Source organism: Hahella sp. NBU794 (assembly GCF_050749805.1).
In the GTDB taxonomy this organism is placed as follows: Bacteria; Pseudomonadota; Gammaproteobacteria; order Pseudomonadales; family Oleiphilaceae; genus Hahella.
Genome location: NZ_CP192738.1, coordinates 502,119 through 526,561 on the forward strand (window position 1 = coordinate 502,119; position 24,443 = coordinate 526,561).

Genomic DNA, 24,443 nt, shown 5'->3' on the forward strand with positions numbered 1-24,443 from the left:
ACGACGCGAAACGCAGGAGCGCGTCCTGGGTAGATCCGGGGACTGCTTGTGGAGTGATCACAGTAAGGAGTTGAGGCTTTGAAAGCAACCGTGAAAGACGGCCGGCGAAACGTAATGCTCGCCGGCTTTGCTTTGGGTCAAGCGTGGCGTAGGCGGTGTGCGCCCATGCTGCTTAAAAACAGGACGAACGCTGCAACGACGACCGATGGTCCGGCGGGAGTGTCCCACCACCAGGACAGGCTCAGTCCCGCCACTACCGCGAAGACGCCGCTGGCGATGGCGAGCGCCGCCATTTTTTCCGGTGTATCGCTGAAGGGCCGGGCGGCGGCGGCGGGGATTATCAGCAAGGAGGTCACCAGCAGTACGCCGACGACTTTCATAGCGAGAGCAATGACCAGCGACATCATCAGCATCAATAGCAACTGGGTGCGTAATACGTTGTAGCCTTCTACCGCTGCGAGATCTTCGTTCAGAGTCATCATCAGCAGGGAGCGCCACAGTAGTTTGAGCATGATGATGGCCGCCACCGCACCAGCGAAAATCCAAATGACATCCTGATAATTGAGCGCCAACAGGTCGCCGAACAGATAGCTCATCAGGTCCACTTGCTGATCCCGCATAAAGCTCAGCGCCACCAGGCCCAGAGACAAGGAGCTGTGCGCCAGGATGCCCAGCAGCGTGTCGGTAGCGATATGCTTTTGCCTCTGCATCAGGGCCAGCGTCAGGCCCATTAGCACGCATCCGGCGGTGATGGCGAGGCTGACGTTCACCTCCAGCATCAAGCCTAACGCCACGCCCATCAGTGCGGAATGGGAGAGGGTGTCGCCGAAGTAGGACATGCGTCGCCACACCACAAAGCAGCCCAGGGGGCCGGTGATAAAAGCCAGACCAATGCCCCCCAACAGGGCGGGAATGAGAATATCAAACATGGTGGCCGCCGTGAGAGCATTCGCTGCCGGCGGCGACGGTGCCGTCGGCATGGTGATGATGGTCGTGATGGTGGTGGTAGACCGCCAGCGAGCGCGCCGCCTGAGTGCCGAACAGATTGATGAAAGCAGGCTCGTTAGACACTTTTTCTGGATGCCCGGCGCAGCAGATATGCCGGTTCAGGCATAACACTTGATCCGTAGACGCCATCACCAAATGAAGATCGTGCGAGACCAGCAGAGCGCCGCAGTGCAGTTCATCCCGAAGCGAGCGGATAAGGCGGTACAGCTCCGCCTGACCGGTAACGTCCACTCCCTGCGCGGGTTCATCCAGCACCAATAAATCCGGCGCCCGCTGTAACGCCCGGGCCAGCAGCACACGTTGCAGCTCGCCGCCGGATAAGGTATGCATGGGCTGTTTGGCGACGTGCTCCATTTCCACTCTTTGCAGCGCTTCACGCCAGCGTTGCGGGTTGTGCGCCAATTGCAGAAAGCGTTTGACGGTCAGAGGCAAAGACGCGTCGATGTGAAAGCGCTGTGGCATATAGCCGATTTTCAGGCCGGGACGGCGCAACACTTCCCCGCGGCTTAAGGCCTGTATGCCCAAGAGCGCTTTGGCCAGCGTGGACTTGCCGGCGCCGTTGGGACCAATGACCGTGATAATCTCGCCGGGATTGATGTCGAACGTGACGTTTTCAATCAGCGTGCGGCCTTGAATCTCCACGGTGACGTCTTGCAGACGTATCAATGGCGGCGCGTTCATTGGGCGGTCCTGCAGGTGGTGCACAGGCCGCTGATTTCCAGCGTCATACTTTCCACTTCGAAATTTTGCTCCTGCGCCAGGCTTAACAACTGTTTGCGCAGAGTGTCCTCAGTAATTTCCTGCGCGCGTTTGCACTGTTTGCAGATCAAGAAGCCGCCTTGGTGACCTTCCTGCGGACAAACGCAACCCATGAAGGCGTTCAGTGACGCAATGCGATGCACAAGACCGTTTTCCTGCAGAAACTCCAGCGCCCGGTATACGGTCGGCGGCGCGGAATTACGGCCTTCCTGCCCAAACTGAGCCAGGATGTCGTAGGCGCCGATGGGCTTGTGAGATTGCCAGATCAGCTCCAGCACCCGCAGGCGTGTATCAGTCAGTCTCAGACCGCGTTCTTTACAGAGTTTCTTGGCGGTAATCAGCGCGTCATGAATGCAGGAGGCGTGATTATGTTGCTGAAACACGGCTTTGTCAGATTGGCTGTTCATAATGATTCCGCAAGAGTTGCAATGCAGGCGTTAGCGCCGTCGTCGGCGGAGGCGTAAGAAATGTAATGTTATAACAATTGAGCTTGCGCTGAAACCGTCAACGGCGTTCATCGCCGCGCCTGACGTGAAACAGGTCGCCAAAGTGGCGAAATTTCGCGTTTTTATAAGGTTGCTTGTATGCAAAACCGCCGGTTAGGGTCCATAATCCTTGGCTGGATGTTCGACAGGCGCTTGTCGACGTCCGCATTATAAAAATATAAATCAGGGCGGAATGAAACCGGCGTATGCCGGATTGCCAGGAAGGTCGCGCTGAGTCCTCGGGTCGAGACTTCGAACCCCGTGAGACTTCAGAGGTAAAATAAGAATGTCAGCGCTAAAGAACCTTTTCACACTGGCGTTATGCTTAGTCAGCACTTTCGCCTGCGCGTTTGAAAAAGACTCTCTCATTGTCTGGATAGGAGCCGACAAAGGCTCAAAAGGCGTCGCCGAAGTGGGCGCCGCATTCACTGCAGCCACTGGTATGAAAGTGAAGGTGGAGACGCCGGACGATCTCACCGTTCAATTCGACCGCCTCGCGCCCACGGCGCAAGGTCCGGATATTGTCATATGGGCCCATGAACGTTTTGGTCCCTGGATCAATGACGGCTTTCTGGAGCCGGTTACCCCCTCTCAAAAGATGCGCGACAGCGTAGCGCCTTTCACTTGGCGGGCGCTGACGGTTGGCGACGATATATATGGCTTTCCCATCGCCATAGAAGCGGTGAGCCTGATCTATAACAAGGCGCTGGTGAAAGCGCCTCCGCGTACGCTACAGGAAGTCATAACGCTGGATCGCGACTTGCGTAAACAAGGCAAGAAAGCCATTGAGTGGGACTATAAGAATACTTATTTCAGCTGGCCTTTTATCGCTGGCGCCGGCGGCTACAGCTTTGGCAAGTCCGACGGCGTTTATAATCTGGCGGACGTCGGCTTTGACAACCGCGGTTCCGTCGATGCCGTGCAAGCGATCAAGCAGCTGCTGGATCAGGACGTACTGGAAAAGACCGCAGATTACGGCTCTATGATGAACGGCTTTAAGAATGGCGACGTGGCGATGATCATCAACGGTCCCTGGTCTTGGCGTGAGATCCGCGACGCGGGGATCTCCTTTGGCGTGGACTATATTCCCGGGCTGACGGCGGAGCATCCAGGGCGTCCTTTTGTCGGCGTGCTGGCTGCGGGAATCAATTCTGCGGGAAGAAACAAAGAAGCGGCCCAGCGTTTCCTGGAAGACTATCTGCTGACCTATGAGGGGCTAAAGAAAGTAAATACTGACAAGCCCTTGGGCGCGGTAGCCAATGTTCAGTTAATGAAAGAGCTTTCCGCTGATCCGTTGATCCGCCACACCTTCGTATCAGCGGAAAAAGGAGAGCTGATGCCGGATGTGCCGGAAATGAAACGTTTCTGGGGATTATTTACCTATAAGTTGCCCGCGATGCTGAAAGGAGAGGCGGCGATCAGCGCAACCCTGAACGATATGGCGGATCGATTGCGGAAACTGGACGAACTAAAAGGCTGGGGGCGGCGGCACTATCTTTCCGATAAGGAAAGCTGAGCGTTGACTCTATAAACGACTGGGGCGCATGAGCGCCCCGGTAAATCGATCAGCGTGCGGAAACCGCCTGTAGTGCGAGCAGCTCCATTTGTTCCAGAGAAGGAATAATGGCCTCTTCGCCGCTGACCTTCACCATCATCTTGTCCATAGGGCCCAGATCGGCTTTTTCGTGGGCGCTGACTTCTTCGCTCCGCACTTTCATCAAACGAGGCAGGCCCTGGGTGACGAACGCCATGAATGGCAGTTGTTTATGCTTGTCGCCAATGGTATTGGTGACGGCGATCCGGGTATGGGCGGATTGTGCGCCTGTGGCGGATTTATTGGCCTTGTCATAAGACACCAGCGGCAGACGCAGACCGCGCCAGCGGATGTAGCCCAGGAACCAGTCCGCGCCGTCTTCAACGGGCTCCGGCGCCTGATAGTCAACGATTTCAGCGATGCTGGCGTTGGGTAATAGCAAGTTCTTTCCCTGTACGGGAATCAGTAAACAGGAGATCTGTCCGGAGGTTTGCTCCACCATGAATCTATCCTCGAAATCGTTTGTCTTACAGGCGCCTGTCTCACGGCGGGCGCGAATATCTTCTCTGGACCAGCCGCAGGTCCAAGCCGATAGAGCTTCAGTCTGAGTCTAGCTTAACAGACTGGGTTAGGGAACGTCAGGCCAGGCCGCGCTTGCGCTTCGCCAGTTCCTCAAGCTCTACGGTTTTCAGTAACTTTTCCGCCAACTGATGTGGCGAGCCGCGAAACTCCACGCATCCCGTCGCGGCGACGGAGTCCGGCATTGAGCTGTTGGCGCAGGTGTCCGAAGTCTGTGACCAGATACGACTGCCATAGGCGCGCAACAGAGGGCCGGCGAGAGAACCGTCATTGCCCATGCCGCTGAAAATAATCGCACTACAACGGCCGCTATAATAGCCGCCGACATTCAACATGACCTGATCAATGGAGGGTCCATAAGGACCCGGCCAGGCGTTTTCTCGGACCTCCATCGTTCCCTCAACGCTGAACACCACTTCGTGGTCGACAGGCATGATCACCACTTCGCCGTAATGCAGGCGCGCGCCGTGCTGCACTTCTTTTAGATCGAAGGCTGAATGACGACCTAACACCCGCACCAATACATTGGCGGCGTTCTGGTCGATATGCTGAGCATAAACGAAGGCGACGGGCAGGCCTGAGGGCAAGCAGTCGAGAAAGCTCTTCACCGCCGCGGGGCCGCCTAAAGACGCGCCTAGAATCCATACCCTTTCCACTGGATCGTTAACGCCGCCGGGCCGGATATGATGAGGCAATGGCAGCGCGGAAGGACCGCCAGGAGAAGCTTCCAGTGCGGTTAGAGATGCGCTGGCCTGGTTAAGTGTGGGCGGCTCGCCCAGCAACTCCACCAATTTGGTGAACAGGCGCCGCTCCCACTTGGCGTAATCAAGGCTGTGCTTATTGGGCGCTTCGCCTAATCCGAACAAGACGGGGGCTTCGCTATGATCGATCAGCGTATCAATGGCGTCCGCCCAACGGTCTTCGTCGGTCAGTATGACGATCCATACCTCGGCAGCGGCGTGGCGCTCTAAGAGCTCCGTGCTCAGCCGGGAAGGATCACAGCTGGCGATCACCGAAAAACCGTATCCTTCCACCGCGCTTTGCATGATATGCCGCTGTAAAGGGCAGTCCGAAATAATGCCAACTTTTGCAGCCTGCACTGACATCCAGTTATTCCACTAGTCGTTCTATCGTCTCAAGCAGAATTTTTTCCTGGAAGGGTTTACCGAGATATTCGTTAACGCCGATTGAAATCGCACGCTCGCGGTGTTTCTGTCCGGTACGCGAGGTGATCATAATAATCGGCACATCTTTCAGGCGCTCGTCGTGACGCACCAGACTCGCCACTTCGAATCCGTCCATACGCGGCATTTCTATATCCAGCAACATGACGTCCGGTTTGTGATCCTGCAACAGTGCGATCGCGTCCACACCGTCCTTCGCGGTAATGACTTCCATACCGTTCCGTTCCAGCAGGCGAGAAGTAACCTTCCGCACTGTAACCGAGTCGTCCACCACCATAACGGTAGTTGGGCCGGATGCTGCGCGCGCAGGCTCCCCGGCTGGTTTGAGCGTCGGAATGAGGCTTGGGCCGTAGTGAGACATATCGCTGCGGATAAGCGCAGGCAAGTCAAGAATCACGACCACGCTACCATCCCCCAGGATGGTGGCGCCGGAGACGCCGCGCACTGAAGAGAACTGGGTGCCGAGACCTTTTACAACGATCTCGCGGGAGCCCATCAAGCTGTCCACCTGCAGGGCCAGAGGCTGATCGCCGCCGCCGCGCACCAGAATGACCGGCAAGGGCAGGGGCTGACCTTGCAGTTTCGGATGGTGTTCGCTCTTCAACAGGCTGCCCAGGTACTGCAGACGATATTTTTGGCCTGCGTACTCGTACAGCGGCGCGTTGGGTTTGTAGTACTCCTCCAACTCGTAGGTGCTGACGCGCACGATACCTTCAATCGTGTTCAACGGAATCGCGTAATAGTCCTCGCCGGTGTTCACCATCAGCGCCCGGTTCACGGATACCGTGAACGGCAGGTGGACGATAAAGCGCGTGCCGTGGCCGGGCTTGGAGTCGATTGTGACGCGTCCGCCAAGCTGTTTGATTTCGCTGGCCACAACGTCCATGCCGACGCCGCGTCCGGAAATCTGAGTGACTTTCTCCGCGGTGCTGAAGCCTGCCTGGAAGATAAACTGCAGCATATCGTGATCGCTAAGGTGCGTGCCTTCGTCGATCAAGCCGCTCTTAATGGCTTTATTTCTGACCGCGTCGACGTTGATGCCGCCACCGTCGTCGGAAAGAATCAGTACGACGTCGCCGCCTTCACGGCCTACCGACAACTCAATGCGTCCGGTTTCCGATTTGCCTTTGGCGCGACGCTGCTCGGGCATTTCCACCCCGTGGTCGATCGCGTTACGCAGCATGTGCTCCAATGGGGCCAGCATGCGCTCCAAAACGGTACGGTCCAGCTCGCCTTCCGGGTTGTACACTTCGAAGTCGGCTTTCTTGCCAAGTTCGGAGCTTACCTGCCGGATGATACGGCGCAGCCTGGGCACGATCGAGGTGAACGGAACCATGCGGGTTTTCATCAACCCTTCCTGCAGCTCCGTATTGATGCGGGATTGTTGCAGCAGCAGGGTTTCCGCGTCACGGGCCTTATCCATCATGGTTTCACGAAGGTCGGTCAAGTCCGAGGAGGACTCGCTTAACGCTCGCGACAACTGCTGAATAGAGGAGTAACGGTCCATTTCCAGCGGGTCAAAGTCTTCGTATTTGACGCCGCTCTCTTTTTCCATGCGGAACAGAACCTGAGCTTCCGTCTCCATGTCCATCCGACGTAGCTGCTCGCGCAGACGGTCGATGGTGGACTGCATCTCTTCCAAAGTGTAGGTGAAGTCACTGATCTGCTGTTCAAGCAGACCACGGGTGATACTGGTTTCACCCGCGAGGTTAACCAGGTTGTCGAGCAGGTTAGCGGAGACCCTGACGGTTTCCGCGGCCGCCTGACGTTGCGCCGCAGGTTGTGCTGGCTGTATCTCGGTTTTGGCCGGCTCTTCTTTTTTGACAGCGGGAACGGCTTGCTCACGCTGCATTTGCACCATGCGTTCAGCCAGGGCCTCAGGTTCGCTCTTCGGCGCTTCCGCCGCCGCAGCTTCCACTTCGGCTTCCTGCTGACTGCTGTAGAAGTTTTTAACCTGACCGATTTCACTCTTCAGGCGATTGAACAGGATCTCGATTTCACTGCGCAGGGCGTCGTCCAGCTCATGCTTGTGGTCATAAGCTTCTTTGACGACGGATTCGATTTCCTGAGCCAGGTCGCCGATGTTGGTCAAGGTCGCCAGACGCGCGCCGCCTTTCAGCGTATGCAGTGCGCGGGACATGGAGTCCGCATGTACGCTGTTGCGAGGCTCACGGGTCCAGTCGTTGAACTCGCGCTCCAGACTGGCCTGCAGTTCATTCGCTTCTTCTACGAAAACTTGCAGGATTTCCGGGTCGACATCCAGCGCAAACTCAGAGGCGGGCAGTTCTTCTCCGCTGCCGACTTCTTTCAGTTCGCGAATCAGTTCATTGGGAACTTCTGGCTGCTCCAGCTGTTCAATTTGGTCCAGCAGGCGGCCGATGTAACGGATAGAGCGGTCCACCAGTGTGATCAGTTCGTCAGGCACCTGATGCTTGCCGTCGACGACGCTCTCCATACGCTCGGTGAGCGCTTCAGTGAGAGCATGCACGCTGTCGATATTCGCCAGCTTGGCGCCGCCGTTCAGGGTTTGCAGGTCCCGAACCAGCTCTTTCGCCGGCGTAATGTTATCTGGATTGGCTTTCCAGCGATCAAAGCAGTCAATCACTGCGTCCATGATGTCCCTGGATTCGTCCAGGAATATGCTGCGCAGATCTTCGTCGCTGGTTTCCTGAGCGGAATCCAGCAGAGACTGCTGTTCGCGCTCGATGTCCAAAATGGTGTCTTCGCGATCATGAGGGCCTTTCGCCGCCAGATCATGTTGCGCGCAGTATTTGATGACTTGCTGGGCCAGATCGTTCGCCGCGCGTACCGGGCTGTTGCTGGTGACGCTATCCACCATTTCCGCCAGACGGTCATGGCAGGCCAGCATTAAGTCAGACAGTGACGGTTCCGCCAGGAAACGACCTTCGACAATGCCCTCGAACAATGTTTCCAGTTCGTGGGCCAAATCGCCGATAGGCTTGATTTCCGCCATACGCGCGCCGCCTTTCAACGTATGCAGGGCGCGTTGCAGTTCCTTCACATGCTCGATATTTTCGAGTTCGCCCAACCAGCTTTGCAGGTTGCGGGCGGTGGAATCCACCAGTTCATTGGCTTCTTCCAGGAAGATGGAGACCAGTTCCTGATCCAGATCACGGATGTCGTAAACTGGGTTCTCGATGGGCGCTTCTTCAACCGGCGCAGGCTCCGCTGTGATCTCTTCGACGCCAGCAAGGTCTTCCGCTATCTCTTCCACTAGAGGCTCGGGCGTTGTCGCAGGAGCGGCTTCCACTTCCGGATGTGCGTCAACGATATAGTCGTCTTCGCCATCCGCGTAGTGATGACCGGCGCCTTGCGCCATGTCGTGAACACGGCCGATCAAGTCGCGAGCAGGGGAGGCCACCTGGTTCTGGGCGACGGCGTCCACCATACCCGCCAGACGGTCGTGACACTCCATCACCAGACCAACCATGGCGGGCTCTGGCGACAGACGGCCCTCTGTCATTCTTTCAAACAGCGTTTCCAGCTCGTGAGCCAAGTCGCCAATGGACTTGATCTCCGCCATTCTGGCGCCGCCTTTCAGCGTATGCAGATCACGCTGCAGCTCTTTTAAATGCTCCAGATTGCCCAGCTCTTCAGACCAGCTGTGCATGGTCTCGCCGGTGCGCTGGATAATGTCCTGAGCTTCCTCAAGGAAGATTTCGACCATTTCTGGATCAAGGGGCGCGACTTCCTCAAGGACAGGAATTTCGTCCTCTTCGTTGAAATCCATCGTCGGCAGACTGGCTTCGTCGTAGGAAACCTCATCGCCTTCATCCTCTTCGTCTTCTGAAGAGCGCTCGCCGGACAGATAAGCGTGCAGGGCGTCGATCAGATCCTGAGCGTCATTACAGGTGCGCGTGGCGGTGACAGAGTCAACCATTCCCGCCAGGGTGTCATGCGCCAGCAAAGACAAGTTGCTGGCCTCTTCATCCGGCGTGACGCGCTGTTCTACGATGCCTTCGAACAGGCTTTCCAGCTCATGGGCGAGGTCGCCGATAGGAGGAATGCCCGCCAGTCTGGCGCCGCCTTTCAAAGTGTGCAGATCGCGCTGTAATTGCTGAACTAACGCAATGTTATGAAGATCCTGCGACCACTGCTGCATCACATCCGCGGAGGATTGAATGATGTCCTGGGCTTCTTGCAGGAACACATCCGCCAGCTCTGGGTCCAGTTCGTACACCACGCTGCCGGAAGCGACAGGCGCAGGCGTTTCTTCGATCTCCTCCATGAAGCTTGCTGAAGGTTCAATCACCTCCGGCTCTTCAGGCAGACCAATATCAAAATTAATATCTTCGGCGAGATCGTCTTCTTCCGCCTCTTCGATGATTACGTCGTCCAGAAGAGGAATCTCGTCATCCGCTGAGTGGGCGACTGGTTCCAGGTTTTCTTCTTCGGCGACTTCCGCGACGGGAGGAACGTCCCCAGCAGGCGCAGATTCAACAGGCTTGGCCAGGGCGTATAGCTCTTGAATCAATGATGCGTCAGACTGCGTGGCGAGACCCGCTGCAACTTGGTCCATCATGCTAATCAGCACGTCATGACCGCGTTTCGCGATAGTGAAGAAACGATCGTCTGTGTTGGCGCCGCCAGCTTCCGCCAGCTCATAAGCAGTTTCCAGCGCGCGGGAAAGCTCTGCGACATCTTCCAGGCCGGCCACTTCTGCGCCGCGGGATAACGTGGTCAGCTCAGTGACCAGCTTGTTCAAATCTTCTTTGGAGTTCGGGTCCTGGCTCCACTCGTTAAGGATGCGCTCGGCGTCCAGCAGAATATCAACGCCTTCCGTCAAGAACAGATTGATCAGTTGCGGATCAGGCTTGCTGGTGGCCTGCAGCACATCACTTTGCGCGGCGTTAGTCAGGATGCGATTGCTGACGGTAGCCAGCTTCTCCAGGTACTCGTTGGCGCCGTCCAGCGGCTTCAGCGGCGTGCTTTCAATTTGATCCAGGCCGCGACGCACAAAACCTGCGCCTTCCTGCAACAGTTCGCGAATGTCGCTGTCCACGCTGACGCCGCGAGCGCGGGCTTCTTTGACAAATTTCTCAAGCGGCACCACTACTGTGGCGATAGGCTCAATGCCAGCGGTATTGGCGCTGCCTTTGAGCGTATGCATGGCGCGGGAGATTTCGTCCGTAATCGGCGTAGGCTCGCCATTTGCGGCGGCTTTAGCGGTGAACGTCGCCAGCGTCTCAAGGTGGCTTTCTGTTTCCGCCTTGAAAATGTCTTTCAGGGCTGGGTCGATGTCCAGGGTCGGCTCGCCTGACTCTGTGCCGGAAGCGTCCTGATCGAGCTTCAATGGCTTGGGAATCTCGCCCTTTGCGATGGCGTGAGCCTGATCCATATACGGTTGCGTATTATGGCTGGGCTTACGGCGCAGTTTGAAGTCTTCGACAAGATCCGGAAGGATCTTGGTCACAGCCTGCATCAGCTCGCCAATATCCTGGCTCATGAAAATAGTGCCGTCGATGATACGGTTCAGCAGATTCTCAATAGACCAGGCCAATTCGCCAACGAGCGTAGCTCCGACCAAGCGACCGCTGCCTTTCAAGGTGTGGAAGGCGCGGCGAACTTCGATCAATGCTTCCTGATTGTCGTAACTGGCCACATAAGAGGGCAGGTACTGACCAATGGTGTCCAGTACTTCAGCCGCTTCTTCGACGAAGATTTCGATGATTTCGTCATCGATCATGTCATCTTCGTCTTCTTCCTCCAGTTCTGGAACCTCTACGGTTTCAGCGACAGGCTCAGGGATAGACGGTGGCTCAATGGGCTCTGGCTGCGTTTCTTCAACAACAGGCGCTTCTGGTTCGGAAGCCGCTACAGGCTCTTCAACTGGAGCAGGAGCGGGCTCTTCTTTGGGGACGGACAGATCGATATCTGACGCCGAGCTTTTCTCACGGGAAAGGCGACGGGCCGCCGCCAGCGCTTCGGCCTTGGCGACGAACTGATCTACATCGTTGATTTCCTGACCAGTCTTAAAGCGCTCAATCAGCTCAGGCAGCTTGTTGATCACGCCTTCCAGCAGTTCGAACATTTCCAGCGTGGCGGTAATGGAGCCATCGATCACGCGGTTAAGCATGTTCTCCACACTCCAGGCCAACTCGCCCAGCGTGGTGGCGCCGACCAAACGGCCGCTGCCTTTAAGGGTATGGAATGCGCGACGGATTTCCGCCAGGGCGACCTGATCGTCAGGATTGCTTTGGAAGCTGGGGAAGTAATTGTGAATGGTCGCAAGAACTTCTTCTGCTTCTTCGACAAAGATTTCGACGATTTCGTCGTCGATAAGCTCCTTGTCGGAGGCTTTGTCGCGGGACGACTCGGGCGGCGCGGACATTGTCGGCGCAGTGCCCGCCACGGTCTGCGGCGCGATGGCGACGGCGTCGCCCACCGGATAACCCAGTTGCGCCAGGCTTTCTTCCGCAACCTGCAGAATCAGTTCGTTGTCCTGGCTGCCTTCGCTCAGACGCTCCAGGTAGTACTCAATACTGGTGATGGCGTCGGCCAGCGTATCCAACTGGTTCCAGTCTGGAGACTGGTCGCTGTCGAGCAACCGGTCCTGGATATAGCGCGCGGAGGCGTCCAACAGATCGGCGGCGCGCTCCAACGGGATAATGCGCAGCCCGCCGCGGATGCTCTGCAGCAGCTTCGGCACGCTTTCAATTTCAGAGCGATCCCAGTGAGAGGCGATATACTCGACAATATCGGTTTTCGCCTGCTCCAGGCCGTTACGGGCTTCACGAATAACCGCTTCGTGAGCGTTGTCGACCTGCTCTTTCGGAATCGCTGCGCCGCTGGCGTTGTCGCCGCTGCTGGCGCGCTGTGAGCCTGCGTCGTCGCTGAAGCCGCTAAGCGTGGCTTCGACGTAGAGGAGCGCTCCGGCGATGTCCATCAAGACGTTGTCGTCCGGCGTATCCGTACCAGAGGACAGGGTATCAATTAAATCGATCTGCTCTTGCACTACTTTGCGGGGAATACCCAGGCCCAGAACCGCCATGGTGTTGGCGACCTGATGCAGTCCCGGCAACAGCTCCGCCAAGTCGCTGCTGTCTTTGAATTCGCCCCGGACGAACAGGTCCAGCTGGTCTTTAACCCGGGCCAGCTCTTCGTTAAGCGCTTCTACTACGGATTCAATCGCGCCTTTGTCCGGGCCGGACATTTTCTGACGCTCGATATCCACTTCTTCGTCGCTGGGGAGAGCCTGATCCAGACGGTAATCTTCACGCACGCCTTCTATGGCGGGGGTGCGGGCGTCGGAACGAGCGACGTAGTAGAGCAAGTGCTTCAGTAAATCTTCAGGCGGCGCCTGCACCAGAATGTCGATGTTCTCATCAATGACTTTCTTGATGCGGTAATCCAGCGCGCGCAACAGGTTCTTGATCGCGGAAGACAGGTCGATGCCGTTATTCACCAAGGCTTCGATGAAGGCATGAGCAACCCGCCAGATCTGTCCTTGCGCGGTATCGCGGCAGAGGGACTCAAGGCGTTTGAATACCTTGCCCATATAGCTGAAGTTAGCCGGCAGCTCGCTTTCGCGGATAACTCCGGCGAGGGCGAACTGATACATTTGCCGTAACTTGCGCAACTGCATGATGACTTTGTCGTCGTGCAGGCGCTGATTCACTCCCGGCGGCGCCGCGACGCGAGCCATGGAAAGGTCAGGGGTGAACAGTGATGTGTCGGAAAGCAGCGATTCACCGCGCGAAGCGCGCAGGTCGTTCAAAATCGGCAGCAGAATGACGGGCAGATCGCGCCGGCTTGACTGCAGGCGGTTAAGATAGTTAGGCAGTTGCAGAATCGCCCGCATCAGCACTTCGATGGCTTCATCGGGGTGCGGAACGGTTTCCTGCAGGACTGCCTGCGCCAACTTCTCCATTTCTTCCGCCAACAAGGCGGCGCCATAGAACTCGACCATCTGCAGAGTTCCATGGACCTGATGTATGTAATTCAGACAAAAGCGTAATTTGGCGCTGTCTTCAGTGTTGTTGACGTAGTCCTCAAGCGCTAACTGCGCTTGCTTAAGTGTACTGTCGATTTCGCCCTTAACCCAATCAAGAGCTACATAGTCATGGTTGCCCGCCATAACTTCTCCAATTAACTGTTGCGCTCGTTTCGCCTGATAAAAGCGAGAGTTTTGTCACTTCCGACCCGCTGCAAAAGAGGGTGGGTCCAGTCAACGATTTCTCCCAGTCCCAATACCAGAATGCCACCTGGCACCAGGCGTTCAGCCAAGCGGTTAAGAATTTCCTTCCGCCGCCAGCGTCTGAAATAAATCAATAAGTTCTGGCAGAAAATAATGTTCATGCCATGCATCGGCGCGTCTTTAAGGTTAAGCACGTTAACCCTTGCAAAACACACTCTCTCTTTCAAGCGCGGGATAACTGCGTAGAGATTCCCGTTACGCTTTTCAAAAAATTTCTCTTTGCGTTCTTCGTTCAGGGTGACCAGTTTGCGTGCCGGATAAACAGCGGTTCGAGCCTTCTCCAGCACCGGCGAGGATATGTCCGTGCCGGTAACGCCGTAGTACTTGGCCAATCCCAGAGCTTCAAGACACTCTTCGATGATCATGGCCAGCGTGTAAGGCTCTTCTCCGGTTGAGCAGCCTACGCTCCAGGCTTCGATGGTGGACTTGGCCAGTGCTTCAACCGGCCGGGTCAGCAGATAATCCTTGACCAATCCAAACGCATCTTCGTCTCTGTAAAACCGGGTTTCCTGAACCGTCAGCCGATCTACCAGGATGGCCCATTCGACGACGCCGGATGGACTGTCAACGATTTTGTGAAAGTACTCCTGATAGGAGGGGCAGCCGATTTCCCGCATCCGAATGCCCAAGCTGGTCTGCAGAAATGTCTTGCGCTGTATTGGCAAGTTCATTCCAGTGCGCTTTTCCAGCAACGCCTGCCACCGGAAGAATTCCTGATCTTCCATTGGCGGCAGGGTTTTTAAACTCCATGATCCCTCAACTTCAGTGCCATCATTGATCGCCATAGTGGCGCCTTAGTCGTGTCCTTGCTGTTGTCGGACGATAGGTCATTGGAACATCAACACAGGTTTAGGCGGCGTCGATGTCCAGGTCTTCCTCGTTGCTGTGACCTACCTGGTCAGGCAGCTTGAAACCTGCTACAGAGTTACGCAGCTGGTTGGCCAGTTCCGCCAGTTTACCGATGGACTTCGCTGTCGCGTTCGTACCTGCGGAAGTCTGCGAGGTGATTTCCTGGATAACGTTCATCGTATTGGAAATGTGACCTGCTGAAGACGACTGCTGACGTGCGGCGTTCGAGATGTTCTGGATCAAGTCCGCAAGGTTTTTCGATACGTTCTCGATTTCTTCCAGGGCGACACCCGCGTCTTGTGCGAAGCGCGCTCCACGCACCACCTCTGCGGTGGTTTGTTCCATGGAGATTACCGCCTCGTTGGTGTCTGTCTGGATGGTTTTTACCAGTGCTTCAATCTGCTTGGTCGCTGCAGAGGAACGTTCCGCAAGGCGCTGTACCTCGTCCGCAACAACCGCGAAGCCTCGACCTGCGTCACCGGCCATAGATGCCTGAATCGCAGCGTTCAAAGACAGAATGTTGGTTTGGTCGGCAATGTCGTTGATCAACGATACGATATCCCCGATCTCCTGGGATGATTCACCCAGACGCTTGATCCGTTTGGAAGTTTCCTGGATCTGCTCACGGATGTTATCCATGCCGCGAATAGTAGACTGTACGATTTCTGCGCCTTTCTTCGCGATCGCAACCGACCGCTCCGCAACCGCTGCTGATTCGGCGGCGTTGGAAGATACCTGGTCGATAGAGACGGCCATTTCGTTGATCGCCGCGGATGCGCCAGCGATTTCCTGCGCCTGGTGCTCGGAAGCGTCAGCCAAGTGCATCGCAGTCGCCTGGGTTTCCTGGGCTGCGCCCGCTACCCGTACTGCGGTTTCGTTAATGGAGGTTACCAACTGACGCATCTGGTCGATCGCGAAGTTGATGGAGTCGGCGATGGCTCCCGTGAAGTCCTCAGTTACCGTCGCCTCTGTAGTCAGGTCGCCGTCCGCGAGGTCGGCCAGTTCGTCCAGCAGTCGCAGGATCGCGTTCTGGTTCTGTTCGTTCTGGGAAGCCTCTTTTTCGTAACGCTTTTTGGATTCCTGAGAACCAATGTAGAAGATGATCAAGATCGCAACGATGATGAGGAACAGCAGGGCGTAACCCAACTGGTCGCTAACCAGACGGCCTTCAGCCTGAGTCTGGAATACTTCGTTCAGTTTGGAAGTCTCGGTCAACAGCGCCTGAGATTTCTCAAAGATGTTGTTCGCAGCTTCACGCACCCGGAACAGTTCAGGGGACGTTTCAAGAATGGTGTCTACGTTTTCGTTAACGAATTCGAACAGTTCCGCGATGGCTTCCAGACCGAAAGTAGCGTCTTCGTCAGCCACTTTGGTGATGCCCATAACCTGGTTGCCTTCGACCATCCCGTTCAGTACGCGACCGAACAAGTTTACGTCGCGGCCGAAACGGTCGGCAGCGGTTACCGCGTCCTCGCCACCGGCGAGGACCTTGTTAACGCTTCGTACAATACGTTCCGCCAGCAGTGACTGACGCTGGGCTACCGCGACCTGATCGGCGGGCGCGTTATTTTCCAAAAGAATCTGTACAACGTCGTCATACTCAACCTGTAGCTGGGGAATGGTGTCGTTGAGTGTGATGGCGACCTGGTGCAACTGCAGAACGGTGTCTTTGGAGCCGAGGATCTGGTCCGCCGCCTCACGTACGTCGTCCCACAGGCCGGTTACGTTAGACATCTGCACGCTTTCTACAGCAGGCAGGTTACGCTCGGGATTGCCTTTGGTCAGATAATCCCACAAGCGTTGGAAGTCGTCCCGGGAGCGGCGCAATTCTTCGAAAGCCTGCGATTTACCGTCCGCGGCCTCCGAGGAGTTCTTTGCGATCTCCTGAGAAAGTACCCGCAGCTCGGAAGCGTAACTGATGTAGGTCTTATCCTGACTCGCGTTAAGGTTTACCGTAAATATAACGTAGAGAAGGGCGATTACCGCCACAATCACCACGCCATACATGGCTAGCTGAATAGGGTTCGCACCCTGTCCGGACGAAGTTTTTCCAGATATTGATATCATTGCTTTGGCTCCCCAGCCTTTTCAACTCTAACCATCTAACAGCGTAGCAGACGCTGTAATAGCTGCGCAGCGATTTCTCACTGCGCTACGTTTATGAAATTGGAATCTGCCACCAGACTGGTCGTATCGAATACAATCCAGCGTTCGTTACTACGGGCGTAAAAGCCGCTTACGTAAGGTCTCAGCACTTCCGGGATATCCGGCGCGTCCTTTTGGAAGCTGTCCACCGGGAAGTACTGCATGCCAAGCACGCCGTCCACTATCAGGCCGCTGAAAACATCGCCCTGCTCAATGACCAGTACGCGCCTGTTTCTCGTGCTGCGGGTTTGTTGCGGCAGCTCGAAGAAAGAAGTCAGGTCCATTATAGGAAGAAGCCGCCCACGTACGTTGGCGACGCCCTGCATCCAGGTTTTAACGCCTGGAATCTGTGTGAAACGGGGGACCGGGAGGATTTCAACCACCTCTCCCATTGCTGCGACGAAGTTAAGTCCAGCCAGAGAGAAACCGATTCCGTTCCATAACTCAATGACGTCTTCCTGCGCAGGCAAACCCTCTGCTAAGGCCTTGCTCTTGGCTTCAATCTCGGCAAGTACGGCAAACGGGTCCGTAGTAATTGACATGATAAAAAGTGGCTCCGCCTATCTGATGAGCTCGTTGATCGTATTGATCAGATCGCTTTCATTGACAGGTTTGACCAGATAGCCCTTGGCTCCCTGACGCGTACCCCATACCCGGTCAGTTTCCTGGTCTTTGGTAGTGACGATAACCACCGGAATATTGGCGGTTTCTTCTGCGCGAGTCAGCTGACGAGTCGCCTGGAATCCGTTCAATCCGGGCATAACGACGTCCATCAGGACAAGGTCAGGTTTTTCCGAACGGGCGAGCGCCACGCCGTCGGCGCCGTTGTCGGCGGTTAAGATTTCGTGTTGATGCTTTTCCAGAATACTTGAGATCTTGCGGACCTCAGTTGGCGAATCATCTACGATAAGTATGCGAGCCATAATTCCCCCGAAAACTCATGTGTAACCCTGTAAAAAAAGTGTAGCTTAATAAACTGACATCATTTCTTCGGCAAATGATTTCGAATTGTACCCAGTAGTTCGTCCTTGCTGAAAGGCTTGGTCAAATACTGGTCCGACCCCACAATGCGTCCCTTGGCCTTGTCGAAGAGTCCGTCTTTGCTTGACAGCATGATAACGGGAGTGCTCTTGAATGCGCTGTTGTTTTTGATAAGCGCGCAGGTCTGGTAGCCGTCGAGCCGGGGCATCATTATATCGACAAAAATGATGTCCGGGTGAGAATCGGCGATTTTTGCCAAGGCGTCGAAACCATCTGTCGCGGTAATTACAGTGCAGCCGACTTTTTTTAGAAGCGTTTCGGCAGTACGACGAATCGTCTTGCTATCGTCAATCACCATAATTTTGAGGTTTTCAAAGTTATCTTCCATCTCAATATGGCCCTGGTAATGAGGTCATGTTTTCGTTGTGTGAGTCACTAATTCGGCTGGCTGATTTACGTCGGAAAGCGGCGTCAGACATGTTAATGGCTTTTTTAACATAGAATTACAACGCAATCTATAAGTAAATACTATTTATAGTTCAGATGCCCAGTAAGGCAAAGAAAATCTTTGTGTATAAATGTCACAAAACCACTAACAACCTTAACAATTGGAATCTGACTACCTTTTAATTAGCAGACTAGTACAGAAAATAAGATAGTACAGAAGTGGGCTTTGGGCCCGGAAAGTGGCATCATTATGCCCGCCCGTTTACCGGGCGCCCAGTTAATTTTTGCAACCGTCTTTTAACGCATTTAAGTAGGTGCGGATATGACTATCAGGTTGGGTGTGGTGATGGACCCCATCGCCGACATCAACGTTAAAAAAGACAGCACGCTCGCGATGCTGTTGGCGGCCCAAAAACGCGGTTGGTCCGTGTATTACATGGAACAGGAAGATCTGTATCTGGAGCAGGGGCGGGCCTATGCGCGGATGCGCACCCTGGAGGTGGCGGACGACCCTTCCAGTTGGTTTGAGATTCAGGACGAATTTGTGGATGCGCTGGCGTCGCTCGACCTGATTCTGATGCGCAAAGATCCACCAGTGGATAGCGAATTCGTATTCGCCACTCACATCCTCGAAGCCGCTGAGCGCGAGGGCGCGCTGGTGGTTAATCGGCCCCAGAGCCTGCGCGATTGTAACGAGAAGTTATTCGCCACCCAGTTTCCGGATCTGTGCCCGCCTGTTTTGGTCAGTCGCGACGTCATGCGCCTGCGCCGCTTTTTTGCGGAGCACGAGGACGTGGTGTTCAAGCCGTTGGACGGTATGGGCGGCAAGTCTATCTTTCGGGTGAAAGCCGGGGACTTTAACCTTGGCGTTATTCTCGAAACGCTTACGGACAATGGGCGTCGCCAGATTATGGCGCAGCGTTATTTGCCAGAGATCAAAGACGGCGACAAGCGTATTCTGATGATCAACGGCGAGCCGGTTCCCTATGCGTTGGCCCGGATTCCGTCGCAGGGCGAAAACCGCGGCAATCTGGCGGCGGGAGGCAGCGGCGAAGGTCGCGAACTGAGCGAGCGGGATAAAGAAATCTGCGCACGCGTCGGACCGGTGTTAAAAGAGAAGGGTCTGCACTTTGTTGGACTGGATGTAATTGGCGACTACCTCACAGAAATAAATGTCACTAGTCCTACCTGTATTAGAGAGTTGGATAAACTTTATCATTTGGATATAGCGGGACAATTAATGGATTATTTGTCGTCTTTATTAAAGTCACGTCGGGATATTGTTGTTTAAATAAATATGAGTGATAAGTCGCTTTCTTCTCCGGCTGCGGGAGTCACCGCTTTTGATCGCCTGGGTTTTTGTATGTTCTTCGCTATCGCCGTACATGCGGCGATTGTGTTGGGAATTACCTTTACTATCGAACCAGAGCGCCCTGTCCCTCTGACAGTCGAGGTCACCCTGGCTCAATTTGATGATAAAGAAGAACCGGAGGACGCCGACTTTCTCGCGCAGTCCAATCAAAAAGGCAGCGGTTCGGAAGAAGATAAGAAAGAGCTCACTACCACTGAGCAGGCGGACTTCCGTGATATAGAAACTCATGAAGTCGCACAGCTGCAGCCTGAAGCGGTAAAACCCAGGGAGGCCTCTGCCGAACGTCAGGTGGTTTCGAACAAGACTTCCGATCGCGACATGAGCATGTCGGAAAAGCCGAAGAAGGATAATCCGGAAGAAGCTCCTCCAGAAGAGCGCAGTCAGTTGTTGCAACGCAGTCTGGAGATCGCCAGTTTGGAGGCGAAGCTTTCCGAACAGCAACAGGCGTACGCCAAGCGTCCCCGCGTGACGCGTTTGACTGCGGTGTCGGCGAGAAAGACCGCCAGCGCGTATTATATGGAAGAGTGGCGTCGGGAGTTGGAGCGCATCGGCAACATCAACTACCCGGAAGAGGCGCGTAAGCGCAAGCTGGAAGGGAAAGTTCGCGTAGCCGTCATTATTGAGCCTGATGGACAAGTGCAGGAAATCAATATCCTGTCCTCTTCCGGCGCCAAGATATTGGACGACGCGGTGGTCCGGATTATCCGCCTCGCTGAGCCATTCCCACCGTTCACTGAAGAGATGCGCAAAGAGTCGGACCTGTTGGAAATCATCCGTACTTTCTCTTTTGGCGAGCGCATGTACGCTACTGATTCATGACAACTTTCCGGTTAATCCCTTTGGTTTTTTGCCGCATCGGGGTTAACTGGTTTATGCTTAGAACTATACAGGCAGTTAAAAAGGCCGCAACTGCATGAGTTCATCAATGTCTACATTACGCAATCAATTTCTGATTGCCATGCCTCACCTCAAGGACCCTAATTTCGAAGGGACCATCAGCTATATATGCGACCACAATGACGAAGGCGCCATGGGGATCGTCATCAATCGGCCTTTGGATATTCGGCTTAGCGATATGCTGGCGCAACTTGAACTAGGTGGAGAAGGCATCGCCATGCCGGTGTATTCCGGCGGTCCCGTGCAAATTGAGCGGGGCTTCGTTCTGCACTCGCCTTTAGGCGACTGGCAATCCTCTATTGAGATCGCTCCTGACATTTGCATAACCACTTCCAAAGACATTCTGGAGGCCATGGCTCGCGGCGTCGGTCCGGACCGCACCCTGGTGGCGCTTGGCTATGCAGGGTGGGGCGCTGGCCAATTGGAGAAGGAAATCTCCAACAATTTCTGGATCACCTGTCCTGCTGACTCCGCTATCATTTTCCGTACGCCGGACAGTGACAAAGTCGTTTCCGCATTGGGACGGGTGGGTATCGATTATCACCGTCTCTCGTCGATTTCCGGGCATGCCTGAAGCTGTGACGCAGAGGACGTTCGGGAGGCTCGACACGTAAATTATGGCGACAGTGGTAGGCTTTGACTTCGGACTCAAGCGCTTTGGCGCGGCAGTCGGACAGTCGGTATCGATGACGGCTTCTCCTCTCAAGGAAATTCCCGCTCAGGACGGCATCCCCCGATGGGAGGCGATTGAAGCGCTGTTGGAAGAATGGAAGCCTGCGCTGGTCATCGTGGGAGAACCTTTGAATATGGACGGCAGCGTCAGTGAAATGGCGTTGCGCGCCAGGAAGTTCGCTCGGCGTTTGCACGGGAGATATAATCTGCGCGTCGAAATGGCGGACGAGCGACTCACCAGCAGCGAAGCCAAATCCATGGTGAGGGAACGCTACGGGCAGCGCGACTTCGGACGATACGCCGTGGACTCCATCGCCGCGGTCTTTATTGTGGAAAGCTGGCTGGAAACCCACGCCGACAATCTGGACGCATTTCTTCATCCTCCTCGTAAACAAGGAAAATCCGATGACATCATTGATTGATGTTGATGCGGCCATGCGGGACATGGTCGAAAAACTCAAACTGCTCTGCGCGGAACGCAATATAGATAAACCTGCGCTCGTAGGCATCCATACTGGCGGAGTATGGGTCGCGCGACGACTGCAAAGCCTGTTGGGCTGGGATGGCCCGGTGGGCGAGCTGGATATCTCATTCTATCGCGATGACTTCACTCGCATCGGCTTGAATCCCAAGGTTAAAGCCTCGTCTTTGCCTTTCGAAACAGAAGGTCGGGATGTCGTGCTGGTGGACGACGTGATTATGAGCGGAAGAACGATTCGGGCCGCCATGAACGAACTTTTTGACTTTGGCCGGCCGGCAAGTATCCTTCTCGTCGCGCTCATGGATGTGGGCGGTCGCGACCTTCCCATACAGCCGGATGTGGTCGGCGCCAGCCGGCGGCTGGAGTCAAATCAACGTGTGAAACTGCTGGGGCCGGACCCTTTGGCGGTGGAGCTGCGGGAGAAAACAGGCTCCAGCTGAAAGACCTTAGCGACAAGTTCACACATGGGCGAAATCCATCAACCTGAGAATTGATTTCCATGCCTAGCATAGACGACGAACTCAGTCCCCTGCAGTTGAACCGGTTTCAGCATCTTCGACATTTTCTGACCATCGAAGGGCTGAGCCGGAAGCATCTCACGGACATTCTGGACACGGCGGACACCTTTATTGAAGTCGGCTCCAGATCAATCAAGAAAGTTCCTTTACTCCGCGGCAAAACCGTCGCCAATTTATTCTTCGAAGCAAGCACCCGCACCCGCACTACCTTTGAACTGGCCGCCAAACGTTTGTCGGCGGACGTTCTCAATATCAACATCACCACCTCCGCCACCAGCAAAGGCGAATCATTGTCCGACATGCTGCGTAACCTGGAAGCGATGGCGGTGGACATGTTCGTAGTGCGTCACGCGCAGAGCGGCGCCCCGCATTTCATCGCTAAATCGGTGACGCCAAGAGTCTCCGTCATTAACGCTGGCGATGGCCGCCATGCGCACCCGACTCAGGCGATGTTAGACATGCTGACCATTCGCCAGCACAAGCATAAATTTGAAGGGCTTAAAGTCGCCATCGTGGGGGATATTCTGCACTCGCGGGTGGCGCGCTCTCAGATTCAAGCCTTAAACCTGCTCGGAGCCGAGGAAGTTCGGGTTATTGCGCCGGATACGCTGCTGCCGCCCTATGTCGACCAGTTTGGCGTCAAAGTGTTCAGCTCCATGAAGGAAGGTATGCGGGACGTGGACGTGGTGATCATGCTGCGTTTGCAAAAAGAGAGAATGGAAGGCGCCCTCCTGCCCAGCGAGCAGGAATTCTTCCGTCTCTACGGATTGTCCCAGGACAAACTGGCTTTGGCCAAGCCTGACGCGATTGTCATGCATCCCGGCCCGATTAACCGGGGTGTGGAGATAGAGTCCGCTGTCGCTGACGGTCCGCAATCCGTCATATTGAATCAGGTGACCAATGGCATTGCGGTGCGGATGGCGGTCATGTCCATGGCGATGAGCGGCCAGATAGCTGAATTGACAGCGGATGAGGAGGTTGCGTGAGCGGGCGGATACTCATAAAAGGCGGTCGAATCATCGACCCGTCTCAAAGTCTGGATACCCAGTCGGACTTATACATTGCTGACGGCGAAGTCGTCGCTATCGGCGCGGCGCCAGCCGACTTCAATGCAGATATGGTGATTGAGGCAGCTGGTTCCTGGGTGACGCCCGGGTTGGTGGATCTGTGTGCGTATCTGCGCGAGCCGGGTTATGAACATAAAGCAAGCATCGCCAGCGAGTCGTTGGCGGCGGTGAAGGGCGGTTTTACTACGCTATGCTGTCCTCCGGCGACATCGCCGGTCAATGACACTGCGGCGGTGACCAATCTTATATACGATCAGGCGCTGACTGCAGGTAAGGCGAAGATACTGCCCATCGGCGCGCTGACCAAAGGGCTGGCCGGCGAGCAACTGAGCGAAATGCACGCGCTGCGCGAGGCGGGCTGCGTTGGCGTTTCCAATCTGCGCTATCCTTTCCGGGACAATCAGGTCATGAAGCGCTGTCTGGAATACGCCTGCTCTCAGGACATCACCATATTCGTATGCCCGGAAGATTACGCACTGGCGAAAGATGGCTGCGTACATGAGGGCGCCACCAGCGGATTGCTGGGGCTGAGCGGTATTCCCGCTATTGCGGAAACCATGGCGGTGGCGCAGTGGTTGATTCTGGCGGAGGAAACTGAGGCGCGGATACACCTTGGACAGTTGTCCTGCGCAAAATCGGTCGAGCTGGTCGCAGATGCTAAACGTCGTGGCTTGAAAGTCACCTGTGATGTGGCGCTGGCGAACTTGATTTACACCGATGCGGTGATCAAAGACTTTAATCCTGCATTTCATGTGCGTCCTCCGCTGCGACGGGAGGAAGACCGTAAAGCACTGCTGAAAGGCGTGAATGACGGCATGATCGACGCCATCTGTTCTCATCATCAGCCCCATGAAAGCGCGGCCAAGCTGGCGCCGTTCGCGGAAACCCGTTCAGGCATGTCGGTGATTGAGCTGGTATTGCCGCAGATCATTGCGCTGACGACGTCTGGCGAGTTGCGTCTGGATGCGGCGATGCGGGCGCTGACCACAGGTCCGGCGCAGGTGCTGGAGTTGTCTACGGGGAGCTTACAGATTGGAAGCGCTGCGGATGTGGCGCTGATTGATCCGACTGAGAAGTGGCTGGTGACCGAATCAAATCTGGTCTCCAAAGGCAAGAATTGCCCATGGCTGGATACGGAAGTGGTTGGACTGGCCTATAAAACCATTGTGGAAGGACGTGTGGTGTACGATCGCGCGTTGATGATGGAGTAGCATTCCACGTTCACTTATTGGCGGTGCTTGTCAGTT

At 55.4% G+C, this 24,443-nt stretch carries 19 protein-coding genes; 8 read left to right on the forward strand and 11 right to left on the reverse strand.

All coding sequences use genetic code 11. From position 1 onward, the window contains the following. Positions 1–137 precede the first annotated feature (137 nt). From znuB to ACQYWX_RS02245, 3 genes are read right to left on the reverse strand one after another with little or no spacing between them, the layout of a single operon-like run. Positions 138–929, reverse strand: a complete 792-nt coding sequence (znuB, locus tag ACQYWX_RS02235; RefSeq protein WP_216738888.1) for a zinc ABC transporter permease subunit ZnuB — start codon at positions 927–929, stop codon at positions 138–140. After that, positions 922–1,689: a zinc ABC transporter ATP-binding protein ZnuC gene (gene znuC, locus ACQYWX_RS02240; RefSeq protein ID WP_431687745.1), complete on the reverse strand. Its 768-nt coding sequence runs from the start codon at positions 1,687–1,689 to the stop codon at positions 922–924. Before znuC ends, znuB begins: the two co-directional genes overlap by 8 nt. Continuing rightward, entirely contained in the window at positions 1,686–2,174 is a 489-nt protein-coding gene (locus ACQYWX_RS02245) for a Fur family transcriptional regulator (RefSeq protein WP_431687747.1), read from the reverse strand. The genes znuC and ACQYWX_RS02245 overlap by 4 nt, the downstream gene beginning before the upstream one ends. A gap of 364 nt (positions 2,175–2,538) precedes the next feature. Between ACQYWX_RS02245 and malE the strand changes: the two genes are divergently transcribed. Continuing rightward, positions 2,539–3,768 carry a maltose/maltodextrin ABC transporter substrate-binding protein MalE gene (gene malE / locus ACQYWX_RS02250; RefSeq protein WP_431687748.1) on the forward strand — a complete coding sequence of 410 codons (1,230 nt, stop codon included), beginning with the start codon at positions 2,539–2,541 and terminating at the stop codon, positions 3,766–3,768. A gap of 49 nt (positions 3,769–3,817) precedes the next feature. Here the strand turns inward: malE and ACQYWX_RS02255 are convergent, their stop codons facing one another. The 8 genes from ACQYWX_RS02255 to pilG form a co-directional block, all read right to left on the reverse strand. After that, on the reverse strand, positions 3,818–4,288 hold the full coding sequence (locus ACQYWX_RS02255) for a chemotaxis protein CheW (RefSeq protein ID WP_279503759.1): 471 nt from the start codon (positions 4,286–4,288) through the stop codon (positions 3,818–3,820). A gap of 136 nt (positions 4,289–4,424) precedes the next feature. Continuing rightward, positions 4,425–5,471, reverse strand: coding sequence for a chemotaxis protein CheB (locus tag ACQYWX_RS02260; protein ID WP_279503761.1), 1,047 nt, complete (start codon positions 5,469–5,471; stop codon positions 4,425–4,427). 4 nt (positions 5,472–5,475) lie between these two features. After that, a complete protein-coding gene (locus ACQYWX_RS02265; protein ID WP_431687749.1) occupies positions 5,476–13,647 on the reverse strand; it encodes an Hpt domain-containing protein in 8,172 nt (2,723 codons plus the stop codon). Positions 13,648–13,658: 11 nt separating this feature from the next. Beyond that, the gene (locus ACQYWX_RS02270; protein WP_011394524.1) at positions 13,659–14,552 is read right to left on the reverse strand and encodes a CheR family methyltransferase; all 894 of its coding nucleotides are present in this window, start codon (positions 14,550–14,552) and stop codon (positions 13,659–13,661) included. Between the two features lie 64 nt (positions 14,553–14,616). Beyond that, positions 14,617–16,683, reverse strand: coding sequence for a methyl-accepting chemotaxis protein (locus ACQYWX_RS02275; protein WP_216738881.1), 2,067 nt, complete (start codon positions 16,681–16,683; stop codon positions 14,617–14,619). Positions 16,684–16,760: 77 nt separating this feature from the next. Further along, entirely contained in the window at positions 16,761–17,303 is a 543-nt protein-coding gene (locus ACQYWX_RS02280; RefSeq protein ID WP_127968179.1) for a chemotaxis protein CheW, read from the reverse strand. 18 nt (positions 17,304–17,321) lie between these two features. Continuing rightward, positions 17,322–17,684: a twitching motility response regulator PilH gene (pilH, locus tag ACQYWX_RS02285; RefSeq protein ID WP_011394527.1), complete on the reverse strand. Its 363-nt coding sequence runs from the start codon at positions 17,682–17,684 to the stop codon at positions 17,322–17,324. 59 nt (positions 17,685–17,743) lie between these two features. Continuing rightward, positions 17,744–18,130, reverse strand: a complete 387-nt coding sequence (pilG, locus tag ACQYWX_RS02290; RefSeq protein WP_011394528.1) for a twitching motility response regulator PilG — start codon at positions 18,128–18,130, stop codon at positions 17,744–17,746. Positions 18,131–18,511: 381 nt separating this feature from the next. On the opposite strand from pilG, the gene gshB reads away from it, so the two are divergent. The 7 genes from gshB to ACQYWX_RS02325 all read left to right on the forward strand — a co-directional run bounded on the left by gshB (position 18,512) and on the right by ACQYWX_RS02325 (position 24,407). Continuing rightward, positions 18,512–19,480: a glutathione synthase gene (gene gshB, locus ACQYWX_RS02295; RefSeq protein ID WP_431687750.1), complete on the forward strand. Its 969-nt coding sequence runs from the start codon at positions 18,512–18,514 to the stop codon at positions 19,478–19,480. Positions 19,481–19,486: 6 nt separating this feature from the next. Next, positions 19,487–20,380 carry an energy transducer TonB gene (locus ACQYWX_RS02300; protein WP_431687751.1) on the forward strand — a complete coding sequence of 298 codons (894 nt, stop codon included), beginning with the start codon at positions 19,487–19,489 and terminating at the stop codon, positions 20,378–20,380. 94 nt (positions 20,381–20,474) lie between these two features. Further along, a complete protein-coding gene (locus tag ACQYWX_RS02305; protein ID WP_127968181.1) occupies positions 20,475–21,032 on the forward strand; it encodes a YqgE/AlgH family protein in 558 nt (185 codons plus the stop codon). Positions 21,033–21,075: 43 nt separating this feature from the next. After that, entirely contained in the window at positions 21,076–21,552 is a 477-nt protein-coding gene (gene ruvX / locus ACQYWX_RS02310) for a Holliday junction resolvase RuvX (protein ID WP_127968182.1), read from the forward strand. Beyond that, positions 21,536–22,051 (forward strand): bifunctional pyr operon transcriptional regulator/uracil phosphoribosyltransferase PyrR, encoded by a 516-nt coding sequence (pyrR, locus tag ACQYWX_RS02315; RefSeq protein WP_216738876.1) that lies wholly within the window; start codon positions 21,536–21,538, stop codon positions 22,049–22,051. The genes ruvX and pyrR overlap by 17 nt, the downstream gene beginning before the upstream one ends. A 59-nt stretch (positions 22,052–22,110) precedes the next feature. Continuing rightward, a complete protein-coding gene (locus ACQYWX_RS02320; protein ID WP_216738875.1) occupies positions 22,111–23,115 on the forward strand; it encodes an aspartate carbamoyltransferase catalytic subunit in 1,005 nt (334 codons plus the stop codon). Continuing rightward, positions 23,112–24,407 carry a dihydroorotase gene (locus ACQYWX_RS02325; protein WP_431687752.1) on the forward strand — a complete coding sequence of 432 codons (1,296 nt, stop codon included), beginning with the start codon at positions 23,112–23,114 and terminating at the stop codon, positions 24,405–24,407. Before ACQYWX_RS02320 ends, ACQYWX_RS02325 begins: the two co-directional genes overlap by 4 nt. The last annotated feature ends 36 nt before the right edge of the window (positions 24,408–24,443 follow it).